The organism is Mycoplana ramosa, from assembly GCF_041930185.1.
GTDB lineage: Bacteria > Pseudomonadota > Alphaproteobacteria > Rhizobiales > Rhizobiaceae > Mycoplana > Mycoplana ramosa.
The window spans coordinates 135,951-162,004 of record NZ_JBHEEW010000012.1 but is presented as its reverse complement, the minus strand read 5'-3'; the positions used below and the strand labels follow the sequence as shown (position 1 = coordinate 162,004).

The following is a 26,054-nucleotide window of genomic DNA, read 5'->3' as shown; positions in this document are numbered from 1 at the left end:
CCGCGCTTGCCCGAAGCGAGATTGCCGGGCAATGACGAAGAATGACGAAAAACTGACTGTCGGACGGCTGAAAAGCCGCCCGCAGTTTCTTTGTGTGCGGGAGGGGGAGAAGCGCAAGGGGCCGCTGTTTCTCCTGGAGATGCGCGACCGGCTCCAGCCGGACACGCCGCCGCGCGTCGGCTTCACCGTAACAAAGAAGCACGGCAATGCGGTCGAGCGCAATCGCATGCGTCGCCGCCTGAAGGAGGCGGTGCGGCTTTCTGCCGGGTTTGCAATGCAGCCCGGACACGATTATGTCATTGTCGCCAGGCGCGACATCCTTCATGCGTCCTTCGCAGAATTGCAGGACCGCCTTCGCGAGCGCATCAGCAACAGACAAAAACACAAGAGGCCGGCTTCCGCGGGCCCCGGGAAAGAATGATGGAAAACAACCGCAATTATTTCGTGGCGATTGCGCTGTCGGTGCTGATCCTGATCGCCTGGCAGTTCCTCTACGTCAATCCGAAGATCGAGCGCGAGCGCGCGGTCGCCGAGATGCAGGCGGAACTGGACAAGCCCAAGCCGGACGCGGGCACGGCGGGTACGGCAACGACGCCGTCGCCATCTGGTGCTGCGGTGCCCGGTGCGACGGCGGAAAGCCGAGAGGCCGCCGTTACCGCCTCGCCGCGCGTCGCCATCGAGACAGACGCTCTGCTGGGCTCCATCAACCTGACGGGCGCGCGCTTTGACGACCTGAAGCTGCGCGAGTTCCACGAGACGGTCGATCGTACAAGCCCGATCATCACGCTCCTGAGCCCGGCGGAGACCGAACACGGCTACTTTGCCGAGGTCGGCTACGTCGGCAACGACACCATCGGCCAGGTGCCCGGCCCGCAGACGGTCTGGACGCAGGAGGGCACGGGCAAGCTGACGGTAACCACCCCGGTCACGCTGACCTACACAAACGACAAGGGCATCCGCTTCGTCCGCACCGTCTCGGTCGACGAACACTACATGTTCCAGGTCACCGACTCGATCGAGAACACGGCGGCCGCGCCGGTTTCGCTGTCCAGCTACGGCCGCATCACCCGCTTCTCCAAGCCGACCACCCCCAGCATCTACGTCCTCCACGAGGGCTTCATCGGATATCTCGGCGAACTCGGCCTGCACGAGGTGAAGTACTCTGCCGCCGAGGAAGACACGACCATCGAGCCGGGATCGGCTACGAGCGGATGGCTCGGCATCACCGACAAGTACTGGGCGACCGCGCTGGTCCCGCCGCAGACGATCCCCTACCAGACGCGCTTCTCACACTTCACCGACGGCCGGCCGCGCTTCCAGGCAGACTTCCGCCAGGACGCCATCACCATCGCGCCGGGAGAGAAGGCCGAGGTCAAGAACCTGCTGTTCGGCGGCGCCAAGGAAGTGCCAGTCATCGACGGTTACAAGACGAACCTCTCCATTCCCCGCTTCGACCTGATGATCGACTGGGGTTGGTTCTGGTTCTTCACCAAGCCGATGTTCCAGCTGCTTGACTTCTTCTTCCGCTATTTCGGCAATTTCGGCGTGGCCATCCTGATCACGACGATCGTCGTCAAGGGCGTGTTCTTCCCGCTGGCCAGCAAGCAATACGCCTCAATGGCGAACATGAAGCGGCTGCAGCCGAAGATGGAAGAGCTGAAGGCCAAGTTCGGCGACGACAAGATGGGCCTGCAGCAGGCGATGATGCAGCTCTACAAGGAGGAGAAGATCAATCCGCTGGCCGGCTGCTGGCCGATCCTGCTGCAGATTCCGGTGTTCTTCGCCCTTTACAAGGTCATCTACATCACGATCGAAATGCGGCACGCGCCGTTCTTCGGCTGGATCCAGGACCTGTCGGCGCCGGATCCGACGTCGCTGTTCAACCTGTTCGGACTCCTGCCGTTCGAAGTGCCGCATATGCTGCTCATCGGGGTTTGGCCGTTGATCATGGGCGTCACCATGTTCCTGCAGATGCGCATGAACCCGACGCCGCCGGACCCGACCCAGGCGATGCTCTTCACGTGGATGCCGGTCATCTTCACCTTCATGCTGGCAAGCTTCCCCGCCGGTCTCGTCATCTACTGGGCCTGGAACAACACGCTTTCCATCATCCAGCAGGCGGTCATCATGAAGCGTCATGGCGTCAAGGTGGAGCTGTTCAGCAACCTGAGGGGCATGTTCGGGAAAAAAGCCGATCCGGCAAAATAGCCGGATCCGCGTCCGCCATCTTCGAAGCCCCGGTCTCCGGGGCTTCTTTCTTTTCGCTACCCCTATTTCCCGCACTTGCGACCTGCTGATGTCGCTGCTACGCGGCTGTCCTGCAAGCATTCTGCCAGTGATACTGTCAGCGTACCCTCCAGTTGCCGAGCGCAAGCATGTCCGCATCCGTGACTCAGTCCAGCGTCAATCCAGATGCCCGCAGGCGTGGCTATGGCGCGGCACTCGTGCTCGGCTCGGCGATCGTCTGGAGCTTCGGCGGCACGCTGGCCCGCCTCCTCGACATCGAGGACGGCTGGAAGGTCGTGTTTTGGCGCGCGCTCTTCGCCGCCCTCTTCCTTCTCGGTTTCATGCTCGTTCGCGATGGCGTGCGTGGGACACGGAAGCTGTTTTCCGAGATGGGTTTGCCGGGACTGGCCGTCGGTGCTTGTTTCGCGACCGCCTCGACGTCCTTCATTCTTGCGCTCGCACACACCACCGTCGCCAATATCCTGCTGATCCAGGCGAGCGTTCCTTTGATCGCGGCGCTGATGAGCTGGGTCCTGTTTCGTGAACGAATAGCGCTGCACACCTGGGCCGCGATCACCGTCGTCATTTGCGGCGTTGCGGTCATGGTCTCGGGGTCGTTCACCGGCACGGTCTCGCCGATTGGCGACGCGCTCGCATTGCTGATCGCCTTCGCCTTCGCGTCTGCCACGGTGATAACCCGGCGTTTCTCCCACGTGCGGATGACGCCGGCGGTGTTCGCCGGAACAGTGCTGGCGTGCGGCATGGCGGCGATGCAGGCGACGGATTATTCCGTCAGCTTCGCCGAGCTCGGGATACTTGTCGTGTTCGGCGCGTTCAATTTCGGCCTTGGACTTGCGCTGTTTGTCACCGGCGCCCGCCTGGTTCCTTCGGCGCTTGCTGCATTGCTCGGCACCGCCGAGACTGTTTTGGCGCCGCTTTGGGTTGCCCTCTTCCTGGCCGAAGTCCCGGGCGAGCGGACGATCGTCGGCGGCATCATCGTGCTGGCGGCGCTGCTGTGCTATCTCGGCATCGAAATGTGGCGCCAGCTGCGGCGTTGACGAGCCCGGTTGCCGCTTGACTTTGATCGCCGAAACCGTGAAGTCGGAGCCGACAGCTCGAAAGGCCAGACGATGACTTCGACCAGATCCGGCGACGACAAACCGCTCTTCGGCCGGCCGTGGATCTTTATTCGCGGCGTGCCCGCCATGAAGTTCCTCCCGCCCGAGGGGCCGCCCGAGGTCGCTTTCGCCGGCCGCTCGAACGTCGGCAAGTCCTCGCTGATCAATGCATTGGTCGGCCACAAGGGTCTGGCGCGCACGTCCAACACGCCCGGGCGGACCCAGGAGCTGAACTACTTCGTTCCAGACGGCTACTCCGGCGAGGCGGGCGATCTCCCGCCGATGGCCCTCGTCGACATGCCGGGCTATGGCTATGCGCAGGCGCCCAAGGAGCAGGTAGACGCATGGACCAAGCTGGTCTTCGACTATTTGCGCGGACGCTCGACCCTCAAGCGCGTCTATGTCCTGATCGACAGCCGCCACGGCATCAAGAAGAACGACGAGGACGTCTTCGACCTCCTCGACAAGGCGGCCGTGTCCTACCAATTGGTCCTGACCAAGACGGACAAGATCAAGGAAGCGGGCGTTCCACGACTGGTGGCGGAGACGGCGGAGAAGATCCGAAAGCGCCCGGCGGCCTATCCGGAGATCCTTGCCACGTCGTCCGAGAAGAGCAGGGGGCTCGACATGCTGCGAGAGGCGATCGAGACGACGATCGCGCGCTGAAGGCTCGAAAACGAACTCAATTGATCCGCGTCACTACCCCGTCATGATTTCTGCCCTATGTCGTTAGCGCAGCGCGCTTTCACCGGCGCGCCGGGGGACGCAGCTTTGCATGAAAGCTGCTTTGAGCGGTCTTCTCCGCCGCGGCAAACTGGAGCACGCACATGTCTGATTTGATCGTAGTAGGATTCGATACACCCGACGAAGCCGACAAGGTCCTTGTGAAGCTGAACGGACTGAAGAAGGAATATCTGGTCGATCTGGAGGATGCGGTGGTCGTCGTGCGCGACGCCGAGGGAAAGGTCCATCTGAAGCAGAGCCTCAACCTCACGGCGATCGGCGCCTCCTCCGGCCTGCTCTCCGGTGCGCTCTGGGGCGGCCTGGTCGGACTTCTGTTTCTCAATCCGTTGGCCGGGTTTGCGATCGGCGGCGCGGTGGGTGCGGGCGCGGGGGCGCTGTCCGGCTCGCTGACGGACTATGGTATTGATGACAACTTCATCAAGTCGCTGGGCAACACGATTGCGAACAATTCCTCGGCCCTCTTCGTCCTGGTCCGCAAGGTGCAACCGGAAAAGGTTCTGGCCGAGTTGGAGGGCCTGCGCGGTCGGGTTCTGAAGACGTCGCTGTCGCCGGAGCAGGAAAAGAAGCTGCAGGATGCCCTGTCGGGTGTCACCAGCGCCCCCGCAGCCTCCTGAACGACATTGCACCGGTGCTCCGGCGGCGCGAGCCGCCGTCACCGAAGCTCACTGAACCTTCATCGCGGCTCCGCTCCAAGCCGATTTTTCTCGGGTCAGCGGAATGGCTGGATCTTGCCGGAGGCGATCGCCGGGCCAGTTGCGGCGCCGGTCGGAGAACCGCCTGACGGTTCGACGCTTACGGCCAGTTGGACGTCGCGCGTCAGCCTTGAACGCATGGCTGAAGGGACGCTCAGCGATCCCTCCCCGGACTGCGGAAGAATGCCGAGCGAGACCGGGGACCGCCCCTCCTGCACGAGCCACAGTTCGAGCGATTTCGCGCCGTCCTGCGCCGTCGCCGTTGGGGCGAGGCTCAGCGTGCCGCTGGCCTCGTCATAATGCGCCACCAGGGCGATCGGGCTGTCTTTGCCCGAGAGCTCCGCGACAGGGCGTTTTGTGGGCGAGGGCGTCAGTATTTCTGACCAGGCGATGACAAAGGTGGCAACGGCGGCGAGGGAGGCAAGCGCCGCGGTGCGCCAGAACACAAGCGAGCTCCAGATGGTGCCCGACACCGACATGCCTGCTTGGCGCGCCGGTGACGCAAATAGCTCATGCTCGACCGCGGCATAAACCCGAGCCGGCGGCGTCACCGTCTCGAGCTCCTGGTTGATGGCCGAGAGGTTTTCCTCCCATCGGTTGACCATCGCCGCGAAAACCCGATCGTTGCGCAACCGGTCCTCGACCTTGCGACGATCCTCGGCCGAAAGAACGCCAAGGACGTATTCGCCGGCGATCACTTCATCGCGGCGCGGATCCCGGTTGTTCTGGTCGGAAGATGTCATCGTCCCGCTACTCTCAGTTTCAGCAGGCTCCGTCGAAGCCAGGTTTTCGCAATGTTGACCGGGATACCATAGAGCGTGGCGATCTCCTCGTAGCTCAACCCCTCCGCATATGCTTTCCTGACCACGGAAGCATCCGCGGGCTTGAGCCTTTGCAGGCACGTCTCGACACGTCTGCCGTCGGAACCGACAACGGCGGTCTCCTCCGGCCCGGGTTCAACATCGACGATATCATATGCTTCCTCGATGTTGCTTGCCACTGGTCTTCGCGCCCGGATCACGTCGATCGCATGGCGGCGGGCAATGGCGGCAAGCCAGGACAATGCGCTCGTTTCGCCGGGGGCGAAGCGATCCGCCTGCTGCCAGATTTTCGGATAAATCGCCTTCAACGCCTCCTCCGCATCGTCGCGCCTGCGCAGCAAGCGTAGGCAGATGCCGAAGAGTTTTGCGCTGGTCAGCTCGTACAAGCGGCGGAATGCCTGCCGATCCTTGAGGCAAATCCGCCCGAGCAGATAGGCAATCTCGTCGTCGCGCACGGGCGGAATCCTGGCTGGCGGAGTGGAGCTTTCTACGTCCCCAAGAAGCATATCAGGCCGCCGCGCAGTGGTGCAGTTGCCCGCCCCCTAGCAGAAAGGATGAATTTGGCAGGTCTCGGGCCTGGATCATTCCATCGTCACACAACATGCGCTAAACAGGCGCCCGACTAGATTTGCGAGGCCCCCATGTCCCTGACCGAAAGCGAAACCCAGGCGCGGCTGCTGGCGCAGGCGCTGCCCTACATGCAGCGCTATGAAAACAAGACGATCGTCGTGAAATACGGCGGCCACGCCATGGGCAATCCTGAACTCGGCAAAGCCTTTGCCAGCGACATCGCGCTGCTGAAGCAGTCCGGCGTCAACCCGGTGGTCGTCCACGGCGGCGGCCCGCAGATCGGCGCCATGCTGACGAAGATGGGGATCGAATCGAAGTTCGAAGGCGGCCTGCGCGTCACCGATGAAAAGACTGTCGAGATCGTCGAAATGGTGCTCGCGGGCTCGATCAACAAGGAAATCGTGGCGCTGATCAACCAGACCGGCGAATGGGCGATCGGCCTTTGCGGCAAGGACGGCAACATGGTGTTTGCCGAAAAGGCGAAGAAAACCGTCGTCGACCCGGACAGCAACATCGAGCGCATCCTCGACCTCGGCTTTGTCGGCGAGGTGGTCGAGGTCGACCGCACGCTGATCGACCTTCTGGCGAAGTCGGAGATGATCCCGGTCATAGCGCCGGTGGCCCCCGGCCGCGACGGTCACACCTACAACATCAACGCCGACACCTTCGCCGGTGCCATCGCCGGCGCGCTGAATGCCGTGCGCCTCCTCTTCCTCACCGACGTTCCGGGCGTGTTGAACAAGCAGGGGGAACTGATCAAGGAGCTGTCGGTGGCCGAAGCCCGCGCGCTGATCAAGGACGGCACGATCTCCGGCGGCATGATCCCGAAGGTGGAGACCTGCATCGAGGCGATCAAGGCCGGCGTGCAAGGCGTTGTCATCCTCAACGGCAAGACGCCCCACTCGGTTCTGCTCGAACTCTTCACCGAGGGCGGCGCCGGCACGCTGATCGTTCCCTGATGAAACGGGGGCGGGTCGGACAATCCGGCCCGCGTCACTTCCACATCAGCAGCAGCAGAATTCCGGCGACGATCAGCAGGCAGCCGGCCACTTCCATGCGGTTGATCCGCTCGCGGAAGACGAACACGGACGCGGCGAAGGTGAAGAGCAGTTCGATCTGGCCGAGCGCGCGCACATAGGCTACCTGCTGCAATGCCATCGCCGTGAACCAGCAGGCCGAGCCGGTGACCCCGGCCAGCCCGACGAGCGAGGACGAGCGCCAGGACCGCGCCACCCGGCCGATCTCGGGAGGGTCCTTGACCAGCATCCAGGCGAGCATGAACACCGTTTGGGAGGTGGTGACGCAGGCAAGCGTCACCGCCGCCTGCATGATCGGATTGGGGCCGTGCAGCGACAGCGCCGCCGAACGATAGGCGACGGCCGAGATACCGAAGACCGCGCCCGAGGCGATGCCGATCATCGCCGTGCGCCCGGTCATGGCGACGAGCAGGTTGCGCCAGGACAGCGGCATGCGGGCAACGGAGATCAGCATCACGCCGACGACGCCGACGATGATGGCGCCGACCGCGCCCGGCGTCAGCCGCTCGCCGAGCAGGATCAGGCCGAAGATTGCCGCCTGCACCGGCTCGGTCTTGGAATAGGCCGTGCCGACGGCAAAGTTGCGCAGCGAGAACAGGTAGACGAGCAGGATAGTCGCGAAGATCTGCGCCAGCCCGCCGACAACCGACCAGAAGGCAAACTCTGCATTGAGCGCGGGAAGTTCGTAGCCGGCGAAATAATGCAGACAGGCCGCATAGGCAATGGCGATCGGAAAGCCGTAACCGAAGCGGACGAAGCTCGCCCCGGTCGTGCCCAACGAACTGCGCAGGTGCTTTTGCAGCGCCGACCTGAGGTTCTGCAGGAACGCGGCGCAAATGGTGATGATGATCCAGGCTTCCATGCCTGCCGGCTAGCATGGCGGAAAGGGCAAATCCATCGGTGCCGCGGCGATGACGAATCCTTTTTGCTTCTTGTTGCTCCCGTGTCATAAGGGCGCCCATGACAGAGACGCACCGCCTTCCGACCCGTTCCGACTTCGCCCATGTGACCGAGTGGGTGTTCGACCTCGACAACACGCTCTATCCCCATCACATCGATCTCTTCGCCCAGATCGACCGCAACATGACGAGCTATGTCTCCACGTTGCTCGGCCTGTCGCGCGAGGAGGCGCGGGCGATCCAGAAGCGCTACTATCTGGAGCACGGCACCACGCTGCAGGGCCTGATGATCCACCACGGCATCAATCCGTCGGAGTTCCTGGAGATGGCGCACGCGATCGACTACGGCGTGCTGTCGCCCGATCCACATCTGGGCGAGGCGATCCGGGCGTTGCCGGGGCGTAAGTTCATCTTCACCAACGGCAGCGTCAGGCACGCCGAGATGACGGCGCGCGCGCTCGGCATCCTCGACCATTTCGACGACATCTTCGACATCGTCGCTGCCGAATACGTGCCGAAGCCGGCCGGCAGCACCTATGACAAGTTCATGGCGTTGCATCGCGTCGATACGGCGCACGCCGCCATGTTCGAGGACCTTCCCCGCAACCTGCTGGTGCCGAAGGCGCTGGGGATGAAGACCGTCCTCCTGATGCCGCGCGACGACAGCCGCGAGTTCGGCGATGCCTGGGAAAAGAAGACCGACGAGGACCTGCACATCGACTACACGACGTCGGACCTCACCGATTTTCTGACCCGTCTGATCGACGGTTGAGCGGGGCCGGCCGTCGAGTCTTTCCGACGGCCGTCCGATGGGTCACTTTCCGTTTCCGGAATTGTTTTCCTTGTAGAGCTTCTCGTAGAAGGTCTCGATGATCTCCCAGGCCTCCTCGGCGGTGTCGACGAATTGCATCAGTTCGACATCGCTCGGCGATATCGTGCCGAACTCGGCCAGTGCCTCGAGATTGACGATGGATTTCCAGAACTCCTTGCCGAACAGGATCAGCGGCACGAGCGCCATGCGCCCGGTCTGCATCAGCGTCACCGTCTCGAACAATTCGTCCAGTGTGCCGAAGCCGCCAGGGAACACGGTCACGGCCTTCGCCCGCAACAGGAAGTGCATCTTGCGCACGGCGAAATAGTGGAAGTTGAAGCTTAGGTCGGGCGTCACGTAGACGTTCGGCGCCTGCTCGTGCGGCAGGACGATGTTCAGGCCGATGGACGGCGCCCCGGCCTCCGCTGCGCCGCGGTTGCCCGCCTCCATGACGCCCGGGCCACCGCCGGTGACGACGACGAACTCCTTGTAGCCGGTTTCTGCCGAACGCGCCGAGCAGAGCTTCGCGAACTTGCGCGCCTCTTCATAGTAGACGGAAGCCGCCTCGAGGTTTCGCCGCTGCGTCTCGTTGCGCGCTGCCCATGCCTCCATGCCTGGGGCGGGAATGCGCGCGCCGCCGAACATCACGATCGTCGAATTGATGCCACGCTCGGTGAGCATCATCTCGACCTTGAGCAGTTCGAGCTGCAGGCGGACCGGCCGCAGTTCCTCGCGGCAGAGAAACTCGTCGTCGACATAGGCGAGGCGGTAGGCGCCGGATGTCGACTGTGGTGTTTGGGGAACGACTGACGCTCTATGCTTGTCGAACGCGCTGTCAGCGAGGGGATCCCATACGCCGCTCTTGTTGCGGAGGTTCTTTTTCTTCAGTCGTGCCATTTCACTTTCCGTTTCGATGGCCTGCGCGCCGGCCTGTTCTTCTGTGTCAATCGCGCTAATTCCGGCTGTAGCATTCCACCGACGCCGTCGCGACACCGTCTGCCGGAAAAGGGCTTCAACTTTCCGGGATCATGCTCTAGGACTCGGCACCGGAAAGATCACGCCCCTCCGGCATCCAGATACGTCAGGATAGTGGCCGAAGTTTAAGGAATTCCGATGAACAACTCCAATGCCTCCGCCCTTGAAGCCACCATCGAACGTGCTTTCGAGCAGCGCGAGTCGGTCAATACCGCGACGCGCGGCGAAGTCCGCGACGCCGTCGAGGCTGCATTGAACCTGCTCGACAGCGGCAAGGTACGGGTGGCCGAGCGCGGGGCCGACGGCAACTGGACGGTCAACCAATGGCTCAAGAAGGCGGTGCTGCTGTCCTTCCGGCTGAACCCGATGGAGATCGTCCCCGGCGGTCCGGGCGCGTCGGTCTGGTGGGACAAGGTTCCTTCCAAGTTCGACGGCTGGAGCGTCAACGAATTCGAGAAGGCAGGGTTCCGCGCCGTGCCGAACTGCGTCGTCCGCCGCTCGGCCTACATCGCCCCGAACGCCATCCTGATGCCCTCGTTCGTCAATCTTGGCGCCTATGTCGGCGAGGGCACCATGGTCGATACCTGGGCCACCGTCGGCTCCTGTGCGCAGATCGGCAAGAACGTGCATCTGTCCGGCGGCGTCGGCATCGGTGGTGTATTGGAACCCATGCAGGCCGGTCCGACCATCATCGAGGACAATTGTTTCATCGGCGCCCGCTCGGAGGTGGTCGAGGGCTGCATCGTCCGCGAAGGCTCGGTGCTCGGCATGGGCGTTTTCATCGGCCAGTCGACCAAGATCGTCGATCGCGCCACCGGCGAGATCATGTATGGCGAAGTGCCGCCCTACTCGGTCGTCGTTGCCGGCTCCATGCCCTCCGGCGGCACGATGGCCAACGGCCAGCCTGCGCCCAACCTCTACTGCGCCGTGATCGTCAAGCGCGTCGACGAGAAGACCCGCTCTAAGACGGGCATCAACGAACTGCTGCGGGACTGACGATGGCAAGCCCGGACCAGCCTGGCCTGATATGGCTCTTCTTCGGTTGGTCCGGCCGCCTGTCGCGTTTGCCCTACGCGCTGGCATGGGGCTTTTGGATGGCGCTCGCCGCGGCGTTTCTCACGCGCATGGTGATGACGCCGCATGACGAGCCGGCCTTCGTCACCTGGACGCTGCTGTTTTTCGCAGTCGGCGTCGTATCGACCGTCTCCTCGGTTATGCTGACGATCAAGCGACTGCACGACATGGCGCTGCCGGCGCCGCTCGTCCTGTGCCTGTTCGTGCCGGCCATCTCCATTTTCGCGCTGATCGCCTTCATGGTCTGGCCCGGCACGCCGGGGCCGAATGCGCACGGCCTCGTGCCGGACCGGCCGAAGGCGTGACGCGGGCGGGGCGCTGGTCCAACGGCGAACCGTTCGGTGAAGGTTGATGACAGCGACAAGCCTTTCGGCTAGATCGGAAGGCGAGCAGGGCGACGCAGTTTCGCGCGCCGAATCCAGCCCGCAGGCAGTGCATCATCATGACAGCGACAAGCCCCGTCCAGAACCTCGCCACCCTCATCCGTTGCCCCTCGGTAACGCCCGCCGAGGGCGGAGCGCTCACGGCCCTCGCGGCGATGCTCGAGCCGCTAGGCTTTATCGTCGAGCGCATGGTGATGTCCGAACCGGGAACGCCGGACGTGGAAAACCTCTACGCTCGCATCGGCGTGGATGGTCCGCATCTGATGTTTGCCGGCCACACCGACGTGGTGCCGGTCGGCGACGAGGCGGCCTGGACGCATGCTCCCTTCTCCGCCGCGATCGCCGGTGGCGAGATGTATGGCCGGGGCGCCGTCGACATGAAGGGCGGCATCGCCTGCTTCGTCGCAGCGGTCGCCCGCCATATCGAGAAGCATGGTCCGCCGAAAGGTTCCATCTCCTTCCTCATCACCGGCGACGAAGAGGGGCCGTCGATCAACGGCACGAGCAAGCTGCTCGAATGGGCGGCCGCGCGCGGCGAGCGCTGGGACGCCTGCCTCGTCGGCGAGCCAACCAATCCGGACCAGCTCGGCGACATGATCAAGATCGGCCGGCGCGGATCGGTGTCGGGCGCCATCACCGTCCACGGCGTGCAGGGCCATGCCGCCTATCCGCATCTGGCCGACAATCCGGTGCGCAGCGTGATCGCGCTTGCCGATGCGCTGATGGACCCGCCCTTTGACACCGGGACGGCCGATTTCCAGCCTTCCAATCTCGAGGTGACAACCATCGACGTCGGCAACCGGGCGGTCAACGTCATTCCGGCCAGGGCGACGGCGAGTTTCAACATCCGCTTCAACGACACCTGGACGGCCGAAACCGTCATGGCGGAGATCGTTCGTCGTCTGGAGGTGGCGGCTGCCGACGACCGGCTGCGGCCCGGGCGGGCGCCGGTACGCTACGAGATCACGTGGGCCGAGCGCCCGAGCCACGTGTTCCTGACGCGCGACGACCGGCTGATTGCCTCGCTGTCGTCTGCGATCGAGGCGGCGATCGGCCGCGTTCCGCAGCTCTCGACCACCGGCGGCACCTCTGATGCGCGCTTCATCAAGGATTACTGTCCCGTGGTGGAATTCGGCCTTGTTGGCCAGACCATGCACATGGTCGACGAGCGCGTCTCCGTTGCCGACCTGGAGACGCTGACGATGATCTACGAAACCTTCCTTGCGCGCTGGTTCGGAAATGCCGGCGCTTGACGAGGTCCTGCATTACCTGACCGGCATCTGGCACCTTGTCCGGCAGCGGCCGGACGGGTTTCGCTGGCTCGATCTGAGCTGGCGCGGGCTTGTTCGGTCCTTCTGGGCCTTCGCCTGGAGCCTGCCGGCGCTCGCCGTCATCTGGGCGTCCTGGCGCCTCTATTTTCTCGGCCGCATGCCCGAAGGGACGACGGCCGGTGTCGAGTTCATCCTGAAGCTGTTGCTGATCGACGTGGTCGGCTGGCTGCTGCCGCTGGCATTGCTGGCGGTGCTGGCGCGGCCGCTGGGCTATGCCGAGCGGCTGGCCACCATGGTGATCGCCAGCAACTGGATCGCAGTCCCGTTCGCCTATACGACAGCCATTCCTTTCGCACTGGCGCTTGTGGTGCCGGCCTTCGCACCGCTGTCGGGATTGCTGCTCTACGTCGTGTTCGGCGCCAGCATCGTCCTGCAATACCGGCTCTTGTGGATGTGCCTCGGCAAGCAAGCGCTGCTGGCCGCCACGCTTACGGCGCTCTTCGTGCTGCCGCCGCTGCTGGTCGGACAGGGCCTGCAAGTGGCGCTCGGCACCCTGCCGAACTGATCGGATCAGTAGTCGACCTGCATGAAATAGAGCCCCTCCGGCGGCGCGACGGGGCCGCAAGCCTTGCGGTCGCGGGCTTCCAGCGCGGCGCGGACGTCTTCGACGCTCCACTTGCCCTCGCCGGCGAGCTTCAGCGTCCCGGCAAAGGAGCGGATCTGATTGTGCAGGAAGCTCTGGGCGGTGGCCCGGATCTCGATCAGCTCGCCGGCGCGCGTCACGTCGAGCCGGTCGATCGTGCGCACCGGGCTGTTCGCCTGGCACTGGGCGGCGCGGAAGGTGGTGAAGTCGTGCTTGCCGACCAGCACCTGTGCTGCCGCGTGCATCGCCTCGTGATCGAGCGGTTTTGCCACGAACCAGGCGCGTTTGGCCTCCAGCGCCAGCGGCGCGCGGCGGGAGATGATGCGGTAGAGATAGTGCCGCCGCACGGCGGAAAAGCGCGCATCGAAATCGTCTGCCGCTTCGACCGCGTCGAGGATCGCCACGCGCTCGCCCGCCTGCGCCAGATGCGCGTTCAGGGCGTTGCGAAGGGTGTGCGCCTTCCAGGACCGCGATAGATCGGCATGAGCCACCTGGCCCATCGCGTGCACGCCGGAATCGGTCCGGCCGGCGCCGCGGATCGAGACGGTCTCGCCGGTCAGCGACAGGATCGCCTTTTCCACCGCCCCTTGGACGGAGGGCCCGTTCTCCTGCCGCTGCCAGCCGACATAGGGCGTTCCGTCATATTCGATGATCAGGCGATAGCGCGGCATCAGACGATCACCGTGCCCGGGGCGACAGGAGTGCCGCGCAGGAAGTCTGCGACGTCGAGCGGCTTGCCGCCGGCCTTCTGCAGCCGCGTCAGCGAGACGGCGCCGTCGCCGCAGGCGACGACGAGCCCGTCGGAGGCGAGCACCGTTCCTGGTTGTCCCGATCCCGTGGCGAGCCGCGATCCAAGCACCTTGATCCGCTCCGGCTTGCCGGCGAGCGCAAGCTCGAACCAGGCGCCGGGCAAGGGGGAAAGCGCACGGATATGGTTGTGCACCTCGGCGGCCGGCCGGGCGAAGTCGACGCGCGTCTCGCCTTTGTCGATCTTGGCGGCGTAGAGGACGCCCTCGTCGCCCTGCGGCGTCAGCGGCAGGTCGCCCACCTCCAGACGCGCCATTGCCTCGGCCATCAGCGTGCCACCGGCTTGCATCAGCACATCGTGCAGTTCTCCGCCGGTCATGTCCGGGCCGATTACGACACGCTGGGTGAGCGCCACCGGGCCGGCGTCCAGCCCCCTGGCCATCTTCATCACCATCATGCCGGTCTCTCTGTCGCCGGCCATGATTGCGCGCTGGATCGGTGCGGCACCCCGCCAGCGCGGCAGCAGCGAAGCATGGCCGTTGTAGCAGCCGAGCCGCGTGCCGGCGAGGATCGCCTCGGGCAGCAGAAGGCCGTAGGCGACGACGACGGCGACGTCGGCATTCAGCGCCCGGAAGGCGGCGCGATCGTCCTCGGCCTTGAAGTTCAGCGGCGTGAACACGGGGACCCCGAGCCGCTCGGCTGCCTGATGCACCGGCGACTTCTGCAGTTCCAGTCCGCGCCTGCCGCCGGGGCGCGGCGGCTGCGAATAGGCTGCCACGATCGTATGCCCGGCGTCGGCGAGGGCCGTCAGCGTCGGCACCGAAAACTCCGGCGTACCCATGAAGATGATGCGAAGCGCCATGCGGCGATGCTCCCGTCTAAGCTAAGGCACGTCGCGTGCACGTCCTTGCTGCAGTACCGCTGCACGCTTTTGGGCGACGTGCAGCAGAAGGTCCCTTCAAACGGCTTTTATCGCCCGATGTCGGGTCAGATCGCCTTGGCGCCGCGTGTCTTGGCCGCCTTGGTGAACTTCCGGATCACCATGTCGCGCTTGAGCTTGGAAATATGGTCGATGAAGAGCACGCCGTTCAGGTGGTCGATCTCGTGCTGCAGGCAGGTCGCGAGAAGTCCGTCGGCGTCGATCGTCCGCTCTTTGCCGTCGCGGTCCAGGTAGCGAACGGTGAGCGTCGCGGGGCGCTCGACTTCGGCATAGTAGTCCGGGATCGACAGGCACCCCTCCTCGTACACCGACCGTTCATCAGAGGTCGTGACGATTTCGGGGTTGATGAAGACGAGCGGCGTCTTGGCCTCGCCCTCCTTGGACACGTCCAGCACCAGCATGCGGCGCGGCACGCCGATCTGGATCGCCGCCAGCCCGATGCCGGGCGCGTCGTACATCGTCTCCAGCATGTCGTCGGCGAGGCGCCTTGCTTCGTCGTTGACCGTCTCCAGCGGTGCGGAGACCTGCCGAAGGATGGGATCGGGAAGGATAATCAGCGGTTTGATCGTCATTCGCCTCACTTAGCGGTTTGCCGGGCGGCTTTCAATTGCCTTGCGTCACACCACGGTCACGTTTGTTCACGTTATGATCTGTTCTTGCGCGCAAATGCTGTTATGTTTGCCGCATGAATCCGGAACCATTCCTTCAGGCCGCGGTGATTCGGCTTTTCGATGCGCTTGCCCGCGACCCGGCGCTGCAGCTTGCCTGCCTGTTCGCAGCGATCGTGGCGGCCGGCTGGATCGTCGTCGCCCGCCGGGCCGCAAGCCGCCAGCGCGCCACTGCAGCGGCGGCGGAAACGCGCCTGGCCGAACTGCTGCGCGCGCAAAACGAGATGCAGGGCCGTATCGCTGCGCTGGCCGAGGTGTTCGGCGCGCGCCAGGCCGAGACGAACCAGGCGATCAATCAGCGTCTCGACGGGCTGACGCAGCGCCTCGGCCAGTCGATCAGCGAGCAGACCCGCGCCACGCACGAGAACCTTCGCCGGCTGCAGGAGCGGCTGGCGGTGATCGACACGGCGCAGACGAACATCCAGTTGCTGGCGAAGGACGTCGTCGGCCTGCAGGCGATCCTGGCAAACAAGCAGACCCGCGGCGCCTTTGGCCAGGGCCGAATGGAGGCGATCGTGGCCGACGGCCTGCCGGTCGGCGCCTACCAGTTCCAGGCGCAGCTCGCCAGCGGGGTGCGGCCGGACTGCATCATCCGCATGCCGAACGGCCAGCCGCCGCTGGTCATCGACGCGAAGTTTCCGCTGGAGGCGTGGAACGCGATGGGCGCGGCGGCGAATGCGGAGGCCGCCAAGCTTGCGGCGCAGCAGTTCCGCCGGGACATGGAGGTCCACATCCGCGACATCGCCGAAAAATACCTGCTGGCCGGCGAGACGCAGGATACCGCCTTTCTCTTTGTTCCCTCCGAATCGATCTTCGCCGCGATCCATGAGAGCTTCGAGCCGATCGTCCAGCGCGCGCATCGCGCCCGCATCGTCATCGTCTCGCCGTCGCTTCTGCTCCTGTCGATCCAGGTCCTGCAGGCGCTGCTGAAGGATCAGCGCATGCGCGAGCAGGCGCACGTGATCCAGGGCGAGGTGATCCGGCTGATGGAGGATCTCGGCCGTCTCGACGACCGTGTCCGCAAGCTGCACGGGCACTTCACGTCGGCGCAGAAGGATGTCGACCAGATCCTGACCTCGACTGACAAGCTCGTCCGGCGCGGCGCGCGGATCGGTGAGATGGAGTTCGAGGCCGCCGCACCGCAAGGACCGGCACCGGCCCCGGCGCCGTCTGCGGCCGGCGCGGAGCGTGCGGTCGAAAGCCGCACCGGCCAGTTGAAACTGAGAGTGGTTGACGAGGACTGACCGGCTCGGGCAGTGTCGGCCGAGGCATACCGGAGGAACGCACGCCCATGATCACCGTTTTCGGATCCATCAACATGGATCTCATCGCTACCACCGAACGCTTGCCGAAAGCGAGCGAAACCGTGCAGGGGCACAGCTTTACCACGGCGGCCGGCGGCAAGGGCGCCAACCAGGCGTTGGCGGCCCGGCGGGCCGGGGCAACGGTCCGCATGGCGGGCGCTGTCGGTGGGGATGCCTTTGCCGCGGAATCCCTGGTGCTGCTCACCCAGTCGCGCGTGGATCTCGATCTGGTCAAGGTCGCGGACGAGCCGACCGGCACGGCCCACATCCTGGTTGCCGACGACGGCGAGAACGTCATCGTCGTCGTCGCCGGTGCCAATGGCGACGTCACCGCGGCCGATGCCAAGGCGGCCGTGGCGCAGATGGCGGCCGGCGATATCCTGGCGCTGCAGCTCGAAGTGCCGGCGGAAGCCGTCGAGGCGGCGCTCGATGCCGCCAGGGCCCGCCGCGTGACGTCGGTGATCAATCTCGCGCCGATGACGTCGGACGCGCGCAGACTCGGCGCCAAGGCCGACATCGTCGTGACCAACGAGATCGAGTTCGAGCAGTATGCCGGAAAGTCCGGCCTGTCCGATGCGGAGCGGGAGGCCGAGATGCGTGCGCTCCACGAACAGACCGGGCAGACGATCATCGTGACCCTCGGCGCCGACGGCGTCATCGCCATCCGCAAGGGCACGGTTTTCCGCGCTCCGGGCCTGAAGATCGAGCCGATCGACACCGTCGGTGCGGGCGACAGCTTTTGCGGCTATCTGGTGGCATCGCTCGACGCGGGCCTGCCCTTTGCCGACTGCCTGCGCCGTGCCGCGATCGCCGGCTCGCTCTCCTGCCTCAAGCGCGGCGCCCAGCCGTCGATCCCCGAGGCGGCCGAAGTCGATGCGCGCATGCGGGAGGCCTGATCCTGCGTTGCAGCTGGTCGGCGCATGACCGTGATGTGATTTGGCGGGTGTGCCGCGGCGTTGCTGGCGGCGCTGGCGGAGAGCCACTCGCTGGCTGACGGGCAAATGCCCGGCCGCGTTCATGAGGCTCTCTTGCCGGCGCCGTCTCGACAAAGGTCTGCAGATGGCGGAACTTGGTGCGGTCGTCGGCCTGCCTCGTCCTCGAGGACGCAGAGCTGCGGCAGGTCAGAAGCGCGAAATATTGCTTTACCTGACCAAATCGACAGACCAATGTGCGGCGTCGGGAGGAGACATCCTTGCAGTTCGCCCGGATAAACGACATCAGTCTTCACCATCAGGTGATCGGCGGCCCGCAGGACAAGCCTGTTCTGGTCTTTGCCAATTCGCTCGGGACGGATTTCCGCATCTGGCGTGACGTCGTCGTGCGGCTGGCCGGCGACTATCCGATCATCCTCTACGACAAGCGCGGACACGGCCTGTCGGATATCGGCCAGGTGCCCTATTCCATCGACGATCACGTCAGCGACCTCTCCGGCCTGCTGGATCTCTACGCCGTCAAGGAGGCCGTCGTCATCGGGCTGTCCGTCGGCGGCCTGATCGCACAGGGGCTCTATGCGGCGCGGCCGGAACTGGTGAAGGCGCTTGTCCTGTGCGATACCGCCCACAAGATCGGCACGACCGAAAGCTGGAATGCGCGCATCGCGACCGTCGAACGTGACGGCATCGAAAGCATCGCCGACGCGGTCATGGGCCTCTGGTTCACGCCCGCCTTCCGTCGGCCGGAAAACACCGCCTACCACGGCTATCGCAACATGCTCGTCCGACAGCCCGCGACCGGTTACCTCGCCACCTGCGCGGCAATCCGGGATGCGGATTTCACGGACGCCGCGAGGCGCATCGCTGTTCCGACCTTGTGCGTCGTCGGCGACCAGGACGGTTCGACGCCGCCCGATGTCGTCCTGTCGACGGCCAGGCTCATCCCCGCCGCCCGCTACGAAATCATTGCCGATGCAGGTCACATCCCTTGCGTCGAGCAGCCCGAGGCACTGACTGCTCTGCTCCGGGCGTTCATCGATCCGCTCGTGGATCGTGTTTGATTGGGAAGTACCTTCGGGTCGATTCTGGATTCGGGGCGGAGAACGAGGGCTTAACGGTGGTTCCGGTTTCAGGAGAGCACGATGACTGTTTCCCCCTTTGATCATCCGTATCTCTCGGGCCTTCTCGGTGACGAAGAGGTTGCCGGCCTGTTCTCCGTCGCTTCCGAACTGGAGGCCATGCTGGCCTTTGAGGTCGCGCTGGCCCGTGCGCAGGCGGCCAAGGGCATCGTTCCGCTCAGTTCGGCGCTGACGATTGTGACCGCGGCGCGCCGGTTTGCGCCGGATGTTGCGGCGCTGCGCCAGGCGACCGCGCGGGATGGAGTCGTCGTTCCGGAGTTGGTGCGACAGTTCAGGCAATTCATTCCGGAGGACGATGCCCCGCATGTCCATGTCGGCGCCACCAGCCAGGACGTGATCGACAGCGGCCTGATGGTTCGCCTTTCGCGCGCCGCGCCCATCCTCGTCGAGCGCCTCCGCCGCATCATGGCGGGGCTGAACGAACTTGATGCGCGCCATGGCGGGCGGGTGCTGACGGGACGCACGCGCATGCAGGCGGCCATCGACATCACCGTTGCCGACCGGCTTTCGACCTGGCGCCGGCCGGTCGAGAACCACCTGGAGAGGCTCGGCTTCGTCATCGAGCGACGTTTCCCTCTCCAGTTTGGCGGGGCGGCGGGGACGCTCGAGGCCTTTGGCGAAAAAGGCGAGGGCGTGCGCGCGCTGTTGGCGGATGCGCTTTCGCTCGCCGACGTGCCGCAGTGGCACAGCCAGCGCGAGCGTCTTGCCGATTTTGCCAACCTGCTTTCGCTGATCACCGGAAGCCTCGGCAAGCTCGGCCAGGACATCGCGCTGATGGTGCAGGACGGCCGGGAGATCGTGCTTGCCGGTGGCGGGTCGTCCTCCTCCATGCCGCACAAGCACAATCCGGTCGCGGCCGAGGTGCTCGTAACCCTGGCGCGCTTCAACGCCACCGCGCTTGGTGGTCTTCACCAGACGCTCGTTCACGAACAGGAGCGCTCGGGAAGCGCCTGGACGCTGGAATGGATGCTGCTGCCGCAGATGGTCGTGGCCGCGGGTGCTTCGACGCGGTTGGCCACAGGTCTGGTTGCGTCCATCGACGATATCGGTCGGAGGCATGAGTAGGAGTGGCGGACCTTCGCTTCATGCCAGCGGGTAGACCGGATCCCATCGCTTGAGATGAATGGAGAATTCCGGTTCTTGCGGTCGGGATGTTCTATGCCCGATACTCCAGACTGGCACGGCGCGTTCCGCGATTACCCGTTGTCTGACCGCTTGATGCCCGCCGCAGACTTACGAAGGGGGCGGCTATGCCGAAGCATCGGTCCCCCTTGCGCATCTTACCTCCTTAGAGTGAACGGAGGCGATATCGACAGTCTTGCACGGCAAGCGCTACATTTCCGCCATCTAATATGAGAGGTGGAGACAATGGCGACCTATACGGTTTTCTTTCCCAACGGGAAGTATCCGCAAAGCTATACACCGGCGATCGCGGGATTTGACTACAATCCGATGTTCGGGGAACTGGTGGATCCGTCGACGGCAACGGTGGTTGCCAGGACGTCGACACGGGTGGACCTGAAGCTGGACAACGGCCTTCGGTTGCGGTTCAGCGGAACCGATTTCGCCTTCGATTCCAAGGGCGATCCGATTGGCGGCAAGGTGACCAGGATCGAGCTGTTTCAGTCGAACGGCACAACCTTGGTGTCGAAAATCGAGGGGCTTGGCCTGTCGCTGGAGGCGCTCGACAACGCCGCCCATTCCTTTGATCCCTGGAACCTCCAGGCCTGGATAATGCGGGGCAACGACAAGCTGAACGGATCGGCCGGGAACGACGACCTCGAGGGGTTCGCCGGCAACGACACCATCAACGCCGGCGGCGGCGATGACTTCGTCATCGGCGGCGAGGGGAGGGACACCTATGACGGCGGTGCGGGATGGGACAATCTCAGTTTTCAGGACGCCCGCTACAATTCCAACGCGCGCGGCGGCATAGCGCTGGATGCGGCTGCCGGGACGGTGACGGATCCCTACGGCAATGCCGAAACCTTCCAGAATTTCGAGACCTTTCGCGGCACCCAGTTCAGGGACATCATGAAAGGATCCGCCCGCGACGAGGACTTTCAGGGCATCGGGGGCCGGGACGTCATCGATGGCCGTGGCGGTTTCGACACGGTCAGCTATCATCGTGACCAGAACAGCGGCGGCAAGGCCGGTGTCACTGTCAACCTCCAGGCGGGCACGGCGATCGATGGTTTCGGCAAGACGGACACATTGACGAGCATCGAAGGGGTCCGCGGTTCTGCGCTCGCCGACAAGCTGACGGGAAGCTCAGGCAGCAACTGGCTGCGCGGCGACGCTGGCAACGACACGATCGCCGGCGGGCTTGGCAACGATCTTTTGCGCGGTGACAGTGGCAGGGATACCTTTGTGTTCAACACGAAGCTCAGCGCAGCAAACAATGTCGACGAGATCGACGACTTCAACGTGGCCGCTGACACGATCTGGCTCGAGAACGCGGTTTTTACCAAGTTGGTGGGCGCCGGAGCGCTGACCGCCGATCAGTTTGTCGCCAACGATACCGGCACGGCCGCAGACAAGAGCGACCGCATCATCTACGAGAAGGACGCCGGCAATCTCTTCTACGACCCGGACGGGAGTGGTTCCGGCGGTCGTGTGCTTTTCGCAACGCTGGATGCGGGATTGAAGATGACGGCTGCCGACTTCTTCATCATCTGAGCAAGCCGTTCGCCCGTCGCTCTGAAGCATGTCGCGCATAAGAAACGACATGCGAGGAAACAAGGGTCCAAAGCGCGGAAAGCGAATCCGAAGGATCGCGACGCGCCCTAGGCGGAAAATGCCGCCTCGTAGAGTGCCGGTTTGAAACCGGCGAGGTACTGGCCACCGCGATCGAGGATCGGGCGCTTGATCATGGCGGGTTGGGCCAGCATGAGTGCGATGGCTCTTTCCGCCGTCAGGCCGGTCTTTTCGGCTGGCGCAAGCGCGCGGAATGTCGTTCCGGCCCGGTTCAGCACGGCCTCCCAGCCGAGCGCCTCGACCCAGCGCCCGAGCGAGGCCGCGTCGATGCCCTCGGCCTTGTAGTCGTGGAAACGGTAGGCGATCTGCCAGTCATCCAGCCAGGTCCGCGCCTTCTTCATCGTGTCGCAGTTCTTGATGCCGTAGAGGGTGATTGTCGCCATGGTCTCCCTATGCCCCGTTGCTCGCCGGCGGGCGCCGCTGAGCGGCCCGTTTCTTTTGTGGCGCCATCCGTTCCCGTCCGCCGTCAGAGGCTGAGGAACTTCTCGACCACGGCGTCCACCTCGGCGCTCTTGAGGCCGGCGATGTTGATGCGGCCGGAAGCGGGCATGTAGATCGCATGCTCGGCACGCAGGCGCATGACGTCGGCCTCCTCCAGCGGCAGCAGCGAGAACATGCCCTCCTGCCCGGCGATCGCCGTCATCACCTGCCAGCGGCGTGCCAGGCCGGCGGCCAGCCGTTCGCGGATCGATGCGACGCGGCCGCGCATTGTTTCCAGTTCCGCCATCCAGTCCGCCGTCAGCGCGGCGTCGCCGAGGATCGTGCTGACGATGGCGGCCCCGTGGTCTGGCGGCATCGAATAGCTTGTGCGGGCGAGGCCGGCGAGGTTGGTGCGCACGGCATCGGCAGCCTGCTTGGACGCTGCGATGGCGAAGACGGCGCCGGTTCGCTCGCGGTACAGACCGAAGTTCTTCGAGCAGGAGACGGCGACAAGGGCTTCCGGCACGGCGGCAAGCAGCGTGCGCAATCCTTCCGAATCAGCCTCCAGCCCCTTGCCGAAGCCCTGATAGGCGCTGTCGACGAGCGGCAGCAAGCTTCGCTCGGCGATCAGCTTGGACACGGCCGCCCAGTGCTCGGGCGAGAGCACGCCGCCGGTCGGGTTGTGGCAGCTCGCATGGAGCAGCACGGCATCGCCGGCCCTTGCGCCCTGCAGCGCCTCCATCATCCCGTCGAACAGAACCGTCTGCGAGGGCACGTCGAAGAACGGGTAGGTCACGACCTCGAGGCCCGCCGCCTTGAAGATGGCGGCATGGTTCGGCCAGGTCGGCACACCGAGCCAGATCTTCTTGACGCCCATCCGCACCAGAAGGTCCGCGGCAAGGCGCACCGCCCCCGATCCGCCCGGCGTCTGCACGCCAGCGGTGGCAAGGCTGCGGCCGGCCGGTCCTGTGGTCAGGTCCCACAATCGCTCCAGGAATACGGGGTCGCCCTCTGGGCCGACATAGGATTTCGTGGTCTGGCCCTCCAGCAGGCGCCGCTCGGCCTCCTTGACTGCGCGAAAGATCGGCGTGCCGCCCTGTTCGTCGCGGTAGACGCCGACGCCGAGGTCGACCTTGCCCGGCCTCGCATCGGCTCGGTAGAGCCCGATCAGGGCCAGTAGCGGATCGTCGGATTGGCGGGCGAGCGTGTCGAACATGGCAGAACCCCTGCTGCGTGGAAGCCGGAGCATGTCTCCCGAAAGACATGCGAATCGGAATGACCCAAAGCGTGGCAAGCCGGCAAGGTTCGCGACGCCTCTGGCCGACGGTTTACGGGAAATCGCGGCGGATTTCGAGCGGGATCTTTCGCCCTGTCCGGTTTGCCGCGCCGGTCGGCACATTTTGCGGCTCCCGCGGTTGCGGTGCGTTGCCGCGTCCCCTATCTTTTTGCCTGCACGACCGTGCGAAGGAAGGTTCATTGAGAAAGCTGAACGAGAAGGTGAGCACCGCAGCCCTGTCTGCGATCCGCAATCGCCGTGGGCATCGGCCGATATCGGCCAATCGCGACGGCGGCGACACGGTCATCGCCTCCTACAATGTGCATAAATGCGTCGGCGTGGACCGGAAGTTCGATCCGGAGCGCGTCGCTGAGGTGATTTCCGAAATCGATGCCGACGTGATCGCCATCCAGGAGGCGGACAAGCGTTTTGGCTGTCGTTCGGGCCTGCTGGATCTGGCCAGCCTCGAGCGGAACAGCGGCCTGGTGCCGGTGCCGATCACCAGCCTGTCCAGCACCGGCCACGGCTGGCACGGCAACATGCTGATGTTTCGCAAGGGCACGGTGCTGAAGGTTCAGCAATTGAAGTTGCCGGGCGTGGAGCCGCGTGGTGCCCTGGTGGTCAATATCGACTTTCCGACCGGCAAGCTCCGGGTGGTCGCCGCCCATTTCGGCCTTCTGAAGCGATCCCGCGAGATGCAGGCCAAGCACATCCTGGCGTCCGTGGCCCAGGACGAGGAAATGCCGACGATCCTGATCGGCGACCTGAACGAGTGGCGCGTCGGTCGGCGCTCATCCCTTTCGCCGCTTTCGCCGGTGTTCGATCCGGCCTCGGGCGCCGTCCCGAGTTTTCCGTCGCGGTTTCCGGTCCTGGCGCTCGATCGCGTGCTCGGCCACCCGCACGATCTCGTCGCCGCCGTCGAGGTTCACGACAGCCCGCTTGCCAAGGTGGCCTCCGACCACCTGCCGATCAAGGCACATATCGACCTGAAGGCTATCTGGGAACGGGGCTATGGTTCGCGGCAGCCCATGCGTGAGTCCGCCTAAGCCTGGCGCGTTGCCGCTGGTCTACAGGTAGGGTGAGCCCAGCCAGGTGATCCGCTCGATCAGCCGGCGTGAAAATGGGCGGGCCATCAACGCACTGAGATCGACCGCTTCGGCGGATTTCAGCACCGTGCTGATCCGCGCCTCGATCTCGGCGGCAAAGAAGGTGTCGAACACCTCGATGTCGATCTCGAAGTTCAGCCGGAGCGAGCGCGGGTCGAAGTTCGACGAGCCGATATAGGACCATACGCCGTCGACGACGGTCAGCTTCGAGTGGTTGAAGCTGCCGCTCGAGCGCCAGATGCGGCAGCCGGCCTTCAGCAACTGGTCGAACTGCGCGGTCATCGCCAGGTCCACCAGCATCAGGTTGTTGGTGCCCGGCACGACGATGTCGATGCGAACGCCGCGCCGCGCAGCCGTCGCCAGCGCGCTGATCAGGTCTCGCTCGGGCAGGAAATAGGGCGTCATGATGCGGATGTGGCTCTTGGCGATCGAAATCGCCCCCATCAGCATGCGTAGGTTTGTTTCGACGCTCTTGTCCGGACCGGAGGGCACCACGCGGGCCAGCAGTTCCGTCCCCGGCTCGGCCGTTGGCGGTTCGATCCGCCAGGCCTCGCCGTCCAGGGCCTCGCCGCCGGAAAAACGCCAATCCTCGTAGGCAATGTGAAAGAGGTCGCCGACAATGGGACCGGCAACGCGAAAATGGGTGTCCTTGGCGACCGATGCACCTGCGAATTCGCTCGTGAACTCCGCCCGAATGTTGAGGCCGCCCGTAAACGCAACCTGCCCGTCGACCACCAGGATCTTCCGGTGCGTGCGCAGGTTCGCGTAGGGCAGCCGCAACCCCATGACGATGTTGCCGTTGAACACCCGCACCGAAATGCCGGCGTGCCGCAGCGAAGGCACGATGCTGGGCGTCGAGTAGCGTGCGCCGACCGCGTCGATCAGCACATGAACGTCGACACCGCGTGCCGCTGCCGCGGCCAGCGCTTCGACAAACCGCGTCCCGATGTCGTCGCGGTCGAAGATGTAGGTTTCCAACAGGATGCTGCGTCTGGCGTTGCCGATCGCGTCGAGCATGGCCGCGTAGGCGACGTCACCGGATTCGAGCAATTCGATCCGGTTGCCGGAGGTGAGGGGAAAGCGTCCGACATTGTAGCCCAGATGCTTCATCGCCGCGAGCGCACCGCCATAGCGCGTATGGATGGTCTCGTCGGCGATGTCGTAGAGGGCCGGATTGTGACGGCCCCTTTGCGCTATCGGGCCGGCTCGTTGAAGCGTCAGCGTCTTGCGGCGGATGCGATTGACGCCAAACGCATAGTAGAGGCCGGCACCGAGGATCGGCGAAAGCAGGATGACGCCGACCCAGCCGATTGCGGCGCGCACCTCTTCCTTCGTCATCGTTGCATGGATTGCCGCAGGCGTACCGAGCAGGATCGACAGGACGACCAGGATGTGCGGCCAGTAGTCGGAAATCGTCTGCAGCATATCGGCCCTGACACCGCCCCTAGTGATTGAACGCGTTGGTAAAATTCACCTTAGAACGGGGGCGGGGGCAATGAAA

General features: G+C 64.6%; 27 protein-coding genes. 17 read left to right on the top strand and 10 right to left on the bottom strand.

The features are described 5' to 3' along the window. The first annotated feature begins 31 nt into the window (after nt 1-31). The 5 genes from rnpA (at nt 32) to JNC62_RS16225 (ending at nt 4,702) form a co-directional block, all read left to right on the top strand. A complete protein-coding gene (gene rnpA, locus JNC62_RS16245) occupies nt 32-421 on the top strand; it encodes a ribonuclease P protein component (RefSeq protein WP_374840061.1) in 390 nt (129 codons plus the stop codon). Then, nucleotides 421-2,208, top strand: coding sequence for a membrane protein insertase YidC (gene yidC / locus JNC62_RS16240; RefSeq protein WP_374840060.1), 1,788 nt, complete (start codon nt 421-423; stop codon nt 2,206-2,208). Before rnpA ends, yidC begins: the two co-directional genes overlap by 1 nt. A 167-nt stretch (nt 2,209-2,375) precedes the next feature. Next, a complete protein-coding gene (locus JNC62_RS16235) occupies nt 2,376-3,284 on the top strand; it encodes a DMT family transporter (RefSeq protein WP_374840059.1) in 909 nt (302 codons plus the stop codon). Nucleotides 3,285-3,356: 72 nt separating this feature from the next. Next, the gene (yihA, locus tag JNC62_RS16230; RefSeq protein ID WP_374840058.1) at nt 3,357-4,010 is read left to right on the top strand and encodes a ribosome biogenesis GTP-binding protein YihA/YsxC; all 654 of its coding nucleotides are present in this window, start codon (nt 3,357-3,359) and stop codon (nt 4,008-4,010) included. Between the two features lie 161 nt (nt 4,011-4,171). Then, nucleotides 4,172-4,702 (top strand): DUF1269 domain-containing protein, encoded by a 531-nt coding sequence (locus JNC62_RS16225; protein ID WP_374840057.1) that lies wholly within the window; start codon nt 4,172-4,174, stop codon nt 4,700-4,702. Between the two features lie 95 nt (nt 4,703-4,797). On the opposite strand, the gene JNC62_RS16220 is transcribed toward JNC62_RS16225, so the two are convergent. Both JNC62_RS16220 and JNC62_RS16215 read right to left on the bottom strand, forming a co-directional pair. Further along, complete coding sequence (locus JNC62_RS16220; protein ID WP_374840056.1) at nt 4,798-5,523, bottom strand: anti-sigma factor; 726 nt, start codon at nt 5,521-5,523, stop codon at nt 4,798-4,800. Then, nucleotides 5,520-6,056 (bottom strand): sigma-70 family RNA polymerase sigma factor, encoded by a 537-nt coding sequence (locus JNC62_RS16215; protein ID WP_374840055.1) that lies wholly within the window; start codon nt 6,054-6,056, stop codon nt 5,520-5,522. Before JNC62_RS16215 ends, JNC62_RS16220 begins: the two co-directional genes overlap by 4 nt. A gap of 186 nt (nt 6,057-6,242) precedes the next feature. Here JNC62_RS16215 and argB point away from each other — a divergent pair, with 186 nt between their 5' ends. Continuing rightward, on the top strand, nt 6,243-7,130 hold the full coding sequence (gene argB / locus JNC62_RS16210) for an acetylglutamate kinase (protein WP_374840054.1): 888 nt from the start codon (nt 6,243-6,245) through the stop codon (nt 7,128-7,130). A gap of 34 nt (nt 7,131-7,164) precedes the next feature. Here the strand turns inward: argB and JNC62_RS16205 are convergent, their stop codons facing one another. Then, the gene (locus JNC62_RS16205; protein WP_374840053.1) at nt 7,165-8,070 is read right to left on the bottom strand and encodes a DMT family transporter; all 906 of its coding nucleotides are present in this window, start codon (nt 8,068-8,070) and stop codon (nt 7,165-7,167) included. Nucleotides 8,071-8,168: 98 nt separating this feature from the next. Here JNC62_RS16205 and JNC62_RS16200 point away from each other — a divergent pair, with 98 nt between their 5' ends. Further along, nucleotides 8,169-8,879: a pyrimidine 5'-nucleotidase gene (locus tag JNC62_RS16200; protein ID WP_374840052.1), complete on the top strand. Its 711-nt coding sequence runs from the start codon at nt 8,169-8,171 to the stop codon at nt 8,877-8,879. 42 nt (nt 8,880-8,921) lie between these two features. On the opposite strand, the gene JNC62_RS16195 is transcribed toward JNC62_RS16200, so the two are convergent. After that, nucleotides 8,922-9,815 (bottom strand): LOG family protein, encoded by an 894-nt coding sequence (locus tag JNC62_RS16195; RefSeq protein ID WP_374840051.1) that lies wholly within the window; start codon nt 9,813-9,815, stop codon nt 8,922-8,924. 216 nt (nt 9,816-10,031) lie between these two features. On the opposite strand from JNC62_RS16195, the gene dapD reads away from it, so the two are divergent. The 4 genes from dapD to JNC62_RS16175 all read left to right on the top strand — a co-directional run bounded on the left by dapD (nt 10,032) and on the right by JNC62_RS16175 (nt 13,186). Then, the gene (gene dapD, locus JNC62_RS16190) at nt 10,032-10,889 is read left to right on the top strand and encodes a 2,3,4,5-tetrahydropyridine-2,6-dicarboxylate N-succinyltransferase (protein ID WP_374840050.1); all 858 of its coding nucleotides are present in this window, start codon (nt 10,032-10,034) and stop codon (nt 10,887-10,889) included. A 2-nt stretch (nt 10,890-10,891) separates the two neighbouring features. After that, entirely contained in the window at nt 10,892-11,272 is a 381-nt protein-coding gene (locus tag JNC62_RS16185) for a DUF805 domain-containing protein (RefSeq protein WP_374840049.1), read from the top strand. Between the two features lie 137 nt (nt 11,273-11,409). Beyond that, entirely contained in the window at nt 11,410-12,603 is a 1,194-nt protein-coding gene (gene dapE, locus JNC62_RS16180) for a succinyl-diaminopimelate desuccinylase (protein ID WP_374840048.1), read from the top strand. Beyond that, nucleotides 12,572-13,186 (top strand): hypothetical protein, encoded by a 615-nt coding sequence (locus JNC62_RS16175; RefSeq protein WP_374840047.1) that lies wholly within the window; start codon nt 12,572-12,574, stop codon nt 13,184-13,186. The genes dapE and JNC62_RS16175 overlap by 32 nt, the downstream gene beginning before the upstream one ends. Nucleotides 13,187-13,191: 5 nt before the next feature. On the opposite strand, the gene truA is transcribed toward JNC62_RS16175, so the two are convergent. From truA to def, 3 genes are all read right to left on the bottom strand, one after another. Further along, a complete protein-coding gene (gene truA / locus JNC62_RS16170; RefSeq protein WP_374840046.1) occupies nt 13,192-13,935 on the bottom strand; it encodes a tRNA pseudouridine(38-40) synthase TruA in 744 nt (247 codons plus the stop codon). Beyond that, nucleotides 13,935-14,873 (bottom strand): methionyl-tRNA formyltransferase, encoded by a 939-nt coding sequence (gene fmt / locus JNC62_RS16165; RefSeq protein ID WP_374840045.1) that lies wholly within the window; start codon nt 14,871-14,873, stop codon nt 13,935-13,937. Before fmt ends, truA begins: the two co-directional genes overlap by 1 nt. Before the next feature lie 125 nt (nt 14,874-14,998). Then, nucleotides 14,999-15,523, bottom strand: a complete 525-nt coding sequence (def, locus tag JNC62_RS16160) for a peptide deformylase (protein ID WP_374840044.1) — start codon at nt 15,521-15,523, stop codon at nt 14,999-15,001. Between the two features lie 113 nt (nt 15,524-15,636). Between def and JNC62_RS16155 the strand changes: the two genes are divergently transcribed. From JNC62_RS16155 to JNC62_RS16135, 5 genes are all read left to right on the top strand, one after another. Continuing rightward, on the top strand, nt 15,637-16,863 hold the full coding sequence (locus JNC62_RS16155) for a DNA recombination protein RmuC (RefSeq protein WP_374840043.1): 1,227 nt from the start codon (nt 15,637-15,639) through the stop codon (nt 16,861-16,863). Nucleotides 16,864-16,910: 47 nt separating this feature from the next. Continuing rightward, a complete protein-coding gene (locus tag JNC62_RS16150; protein WP_374840042.1) occupies nt 16,911-17,819 on the top strand; it encodes a ribokinase in 909 nt (302 codons plus the stop codon). A gap of 296 nt (nt 17,820-18,115) precedes the next feature. Continuing rightward, the gene (pcaD, locus tag JNC62_RS16145) at nt 18,116-18,916 is read left to right on the top strand and encodes a 3-oxoadipate enol-lactonase (protein WP_374840041.1); all 801 of its coding nucleotides are present in this window, start codon (nt 18,116-18,118) and stop codon (nt 18,914-18,916) included. Nucleotides 18,917-18,997: 81 nt separating this feature from the next. Further along, a complete protein-coding gene (locus JNC62_RS16140; RefSeq protein WP_374840040.1) occupies nt 18,998-20,059 on the top strand; it encodes a 3-carboxy-cis,cis-muconate cycloisomerase in 1,062 nt (353 codons plus the stop codon). 303 nt (nt 20,060-20,362) lie between these two features. Continuing rightward, nucleotides 20,363-21,673, top strand: a complete 1,311-nt coding sequence (locus JNC62_RS16135) for a calcium-binding protein (RefSeq protein WP_374840039.1) — start codon at nt 20,363-20,365, stop codon at nt 21,671-21,673. Nucleotides 21,674-21,780: 107 nt separating this feature from the next. Here the strand turns inward: JNC62_RS16135 and JNC62_RS16130 are convergent, their stop codons facing one another. Next, nucleotides 21,781-22,134, bottom strand: coding sequence for an ArsC family reductase (locus JNC62_RS16130; RefSeq protein WP_374840038.1), 354 nt, complete (start codon nt 22,132-22,134; stop codon nt 21,781-21,783). Between the two features lie 83 nt (nt 22,135-22,217). Beyond that, nucleotides 22,218-23,387: an amino acid aminotransferase gene (locus JNC62_RS16125; RefSeq protein ID WP_374840037.1), complete on the bottom strand. Its 1,170-nt coding sequence runs from the start codon at nt 23,385-23,387 to the stop codon at nt 22,218-22,220. Between the two features lie 260 nt (nt 23,388-23,647). On the opposite strand from JNC62_RS16125, the gene JNC62_RS16120 reads away from it, so the two are divergent. After that, complete coding sequence (locus JNC62_RS16120; RefSeq protein ID WP_374840036.1) at nt 23,648-24,493, top strand: endonuclease/exonuclease/phosphatase family protein; 846 nt, start codon at nt 23,648-23,650, stop codon at nt 24,491-24,493. A gap of 21 nt (nt 24,494-24,514) precedes the next feature. On the opposite strand, the gene JNC62_RS16115 is transcribed toward JNC62_RS16120, so the two are convergent. Continuing rightward, nucleotides 24,515-25,978: a phospholipase D-like domain-containing protein gene (locus tag JNC62_RS16115; RefSeq protein ID WP_374840035.1), complete on the bottom strand. Its 1,464-nt coding sequence runs from the start codon at nt 25,976-25,978 to the stop codon at nt 24,515-24,517. Nucleotides 25,979-26,054: the final 76 nt, after the last annotated feature.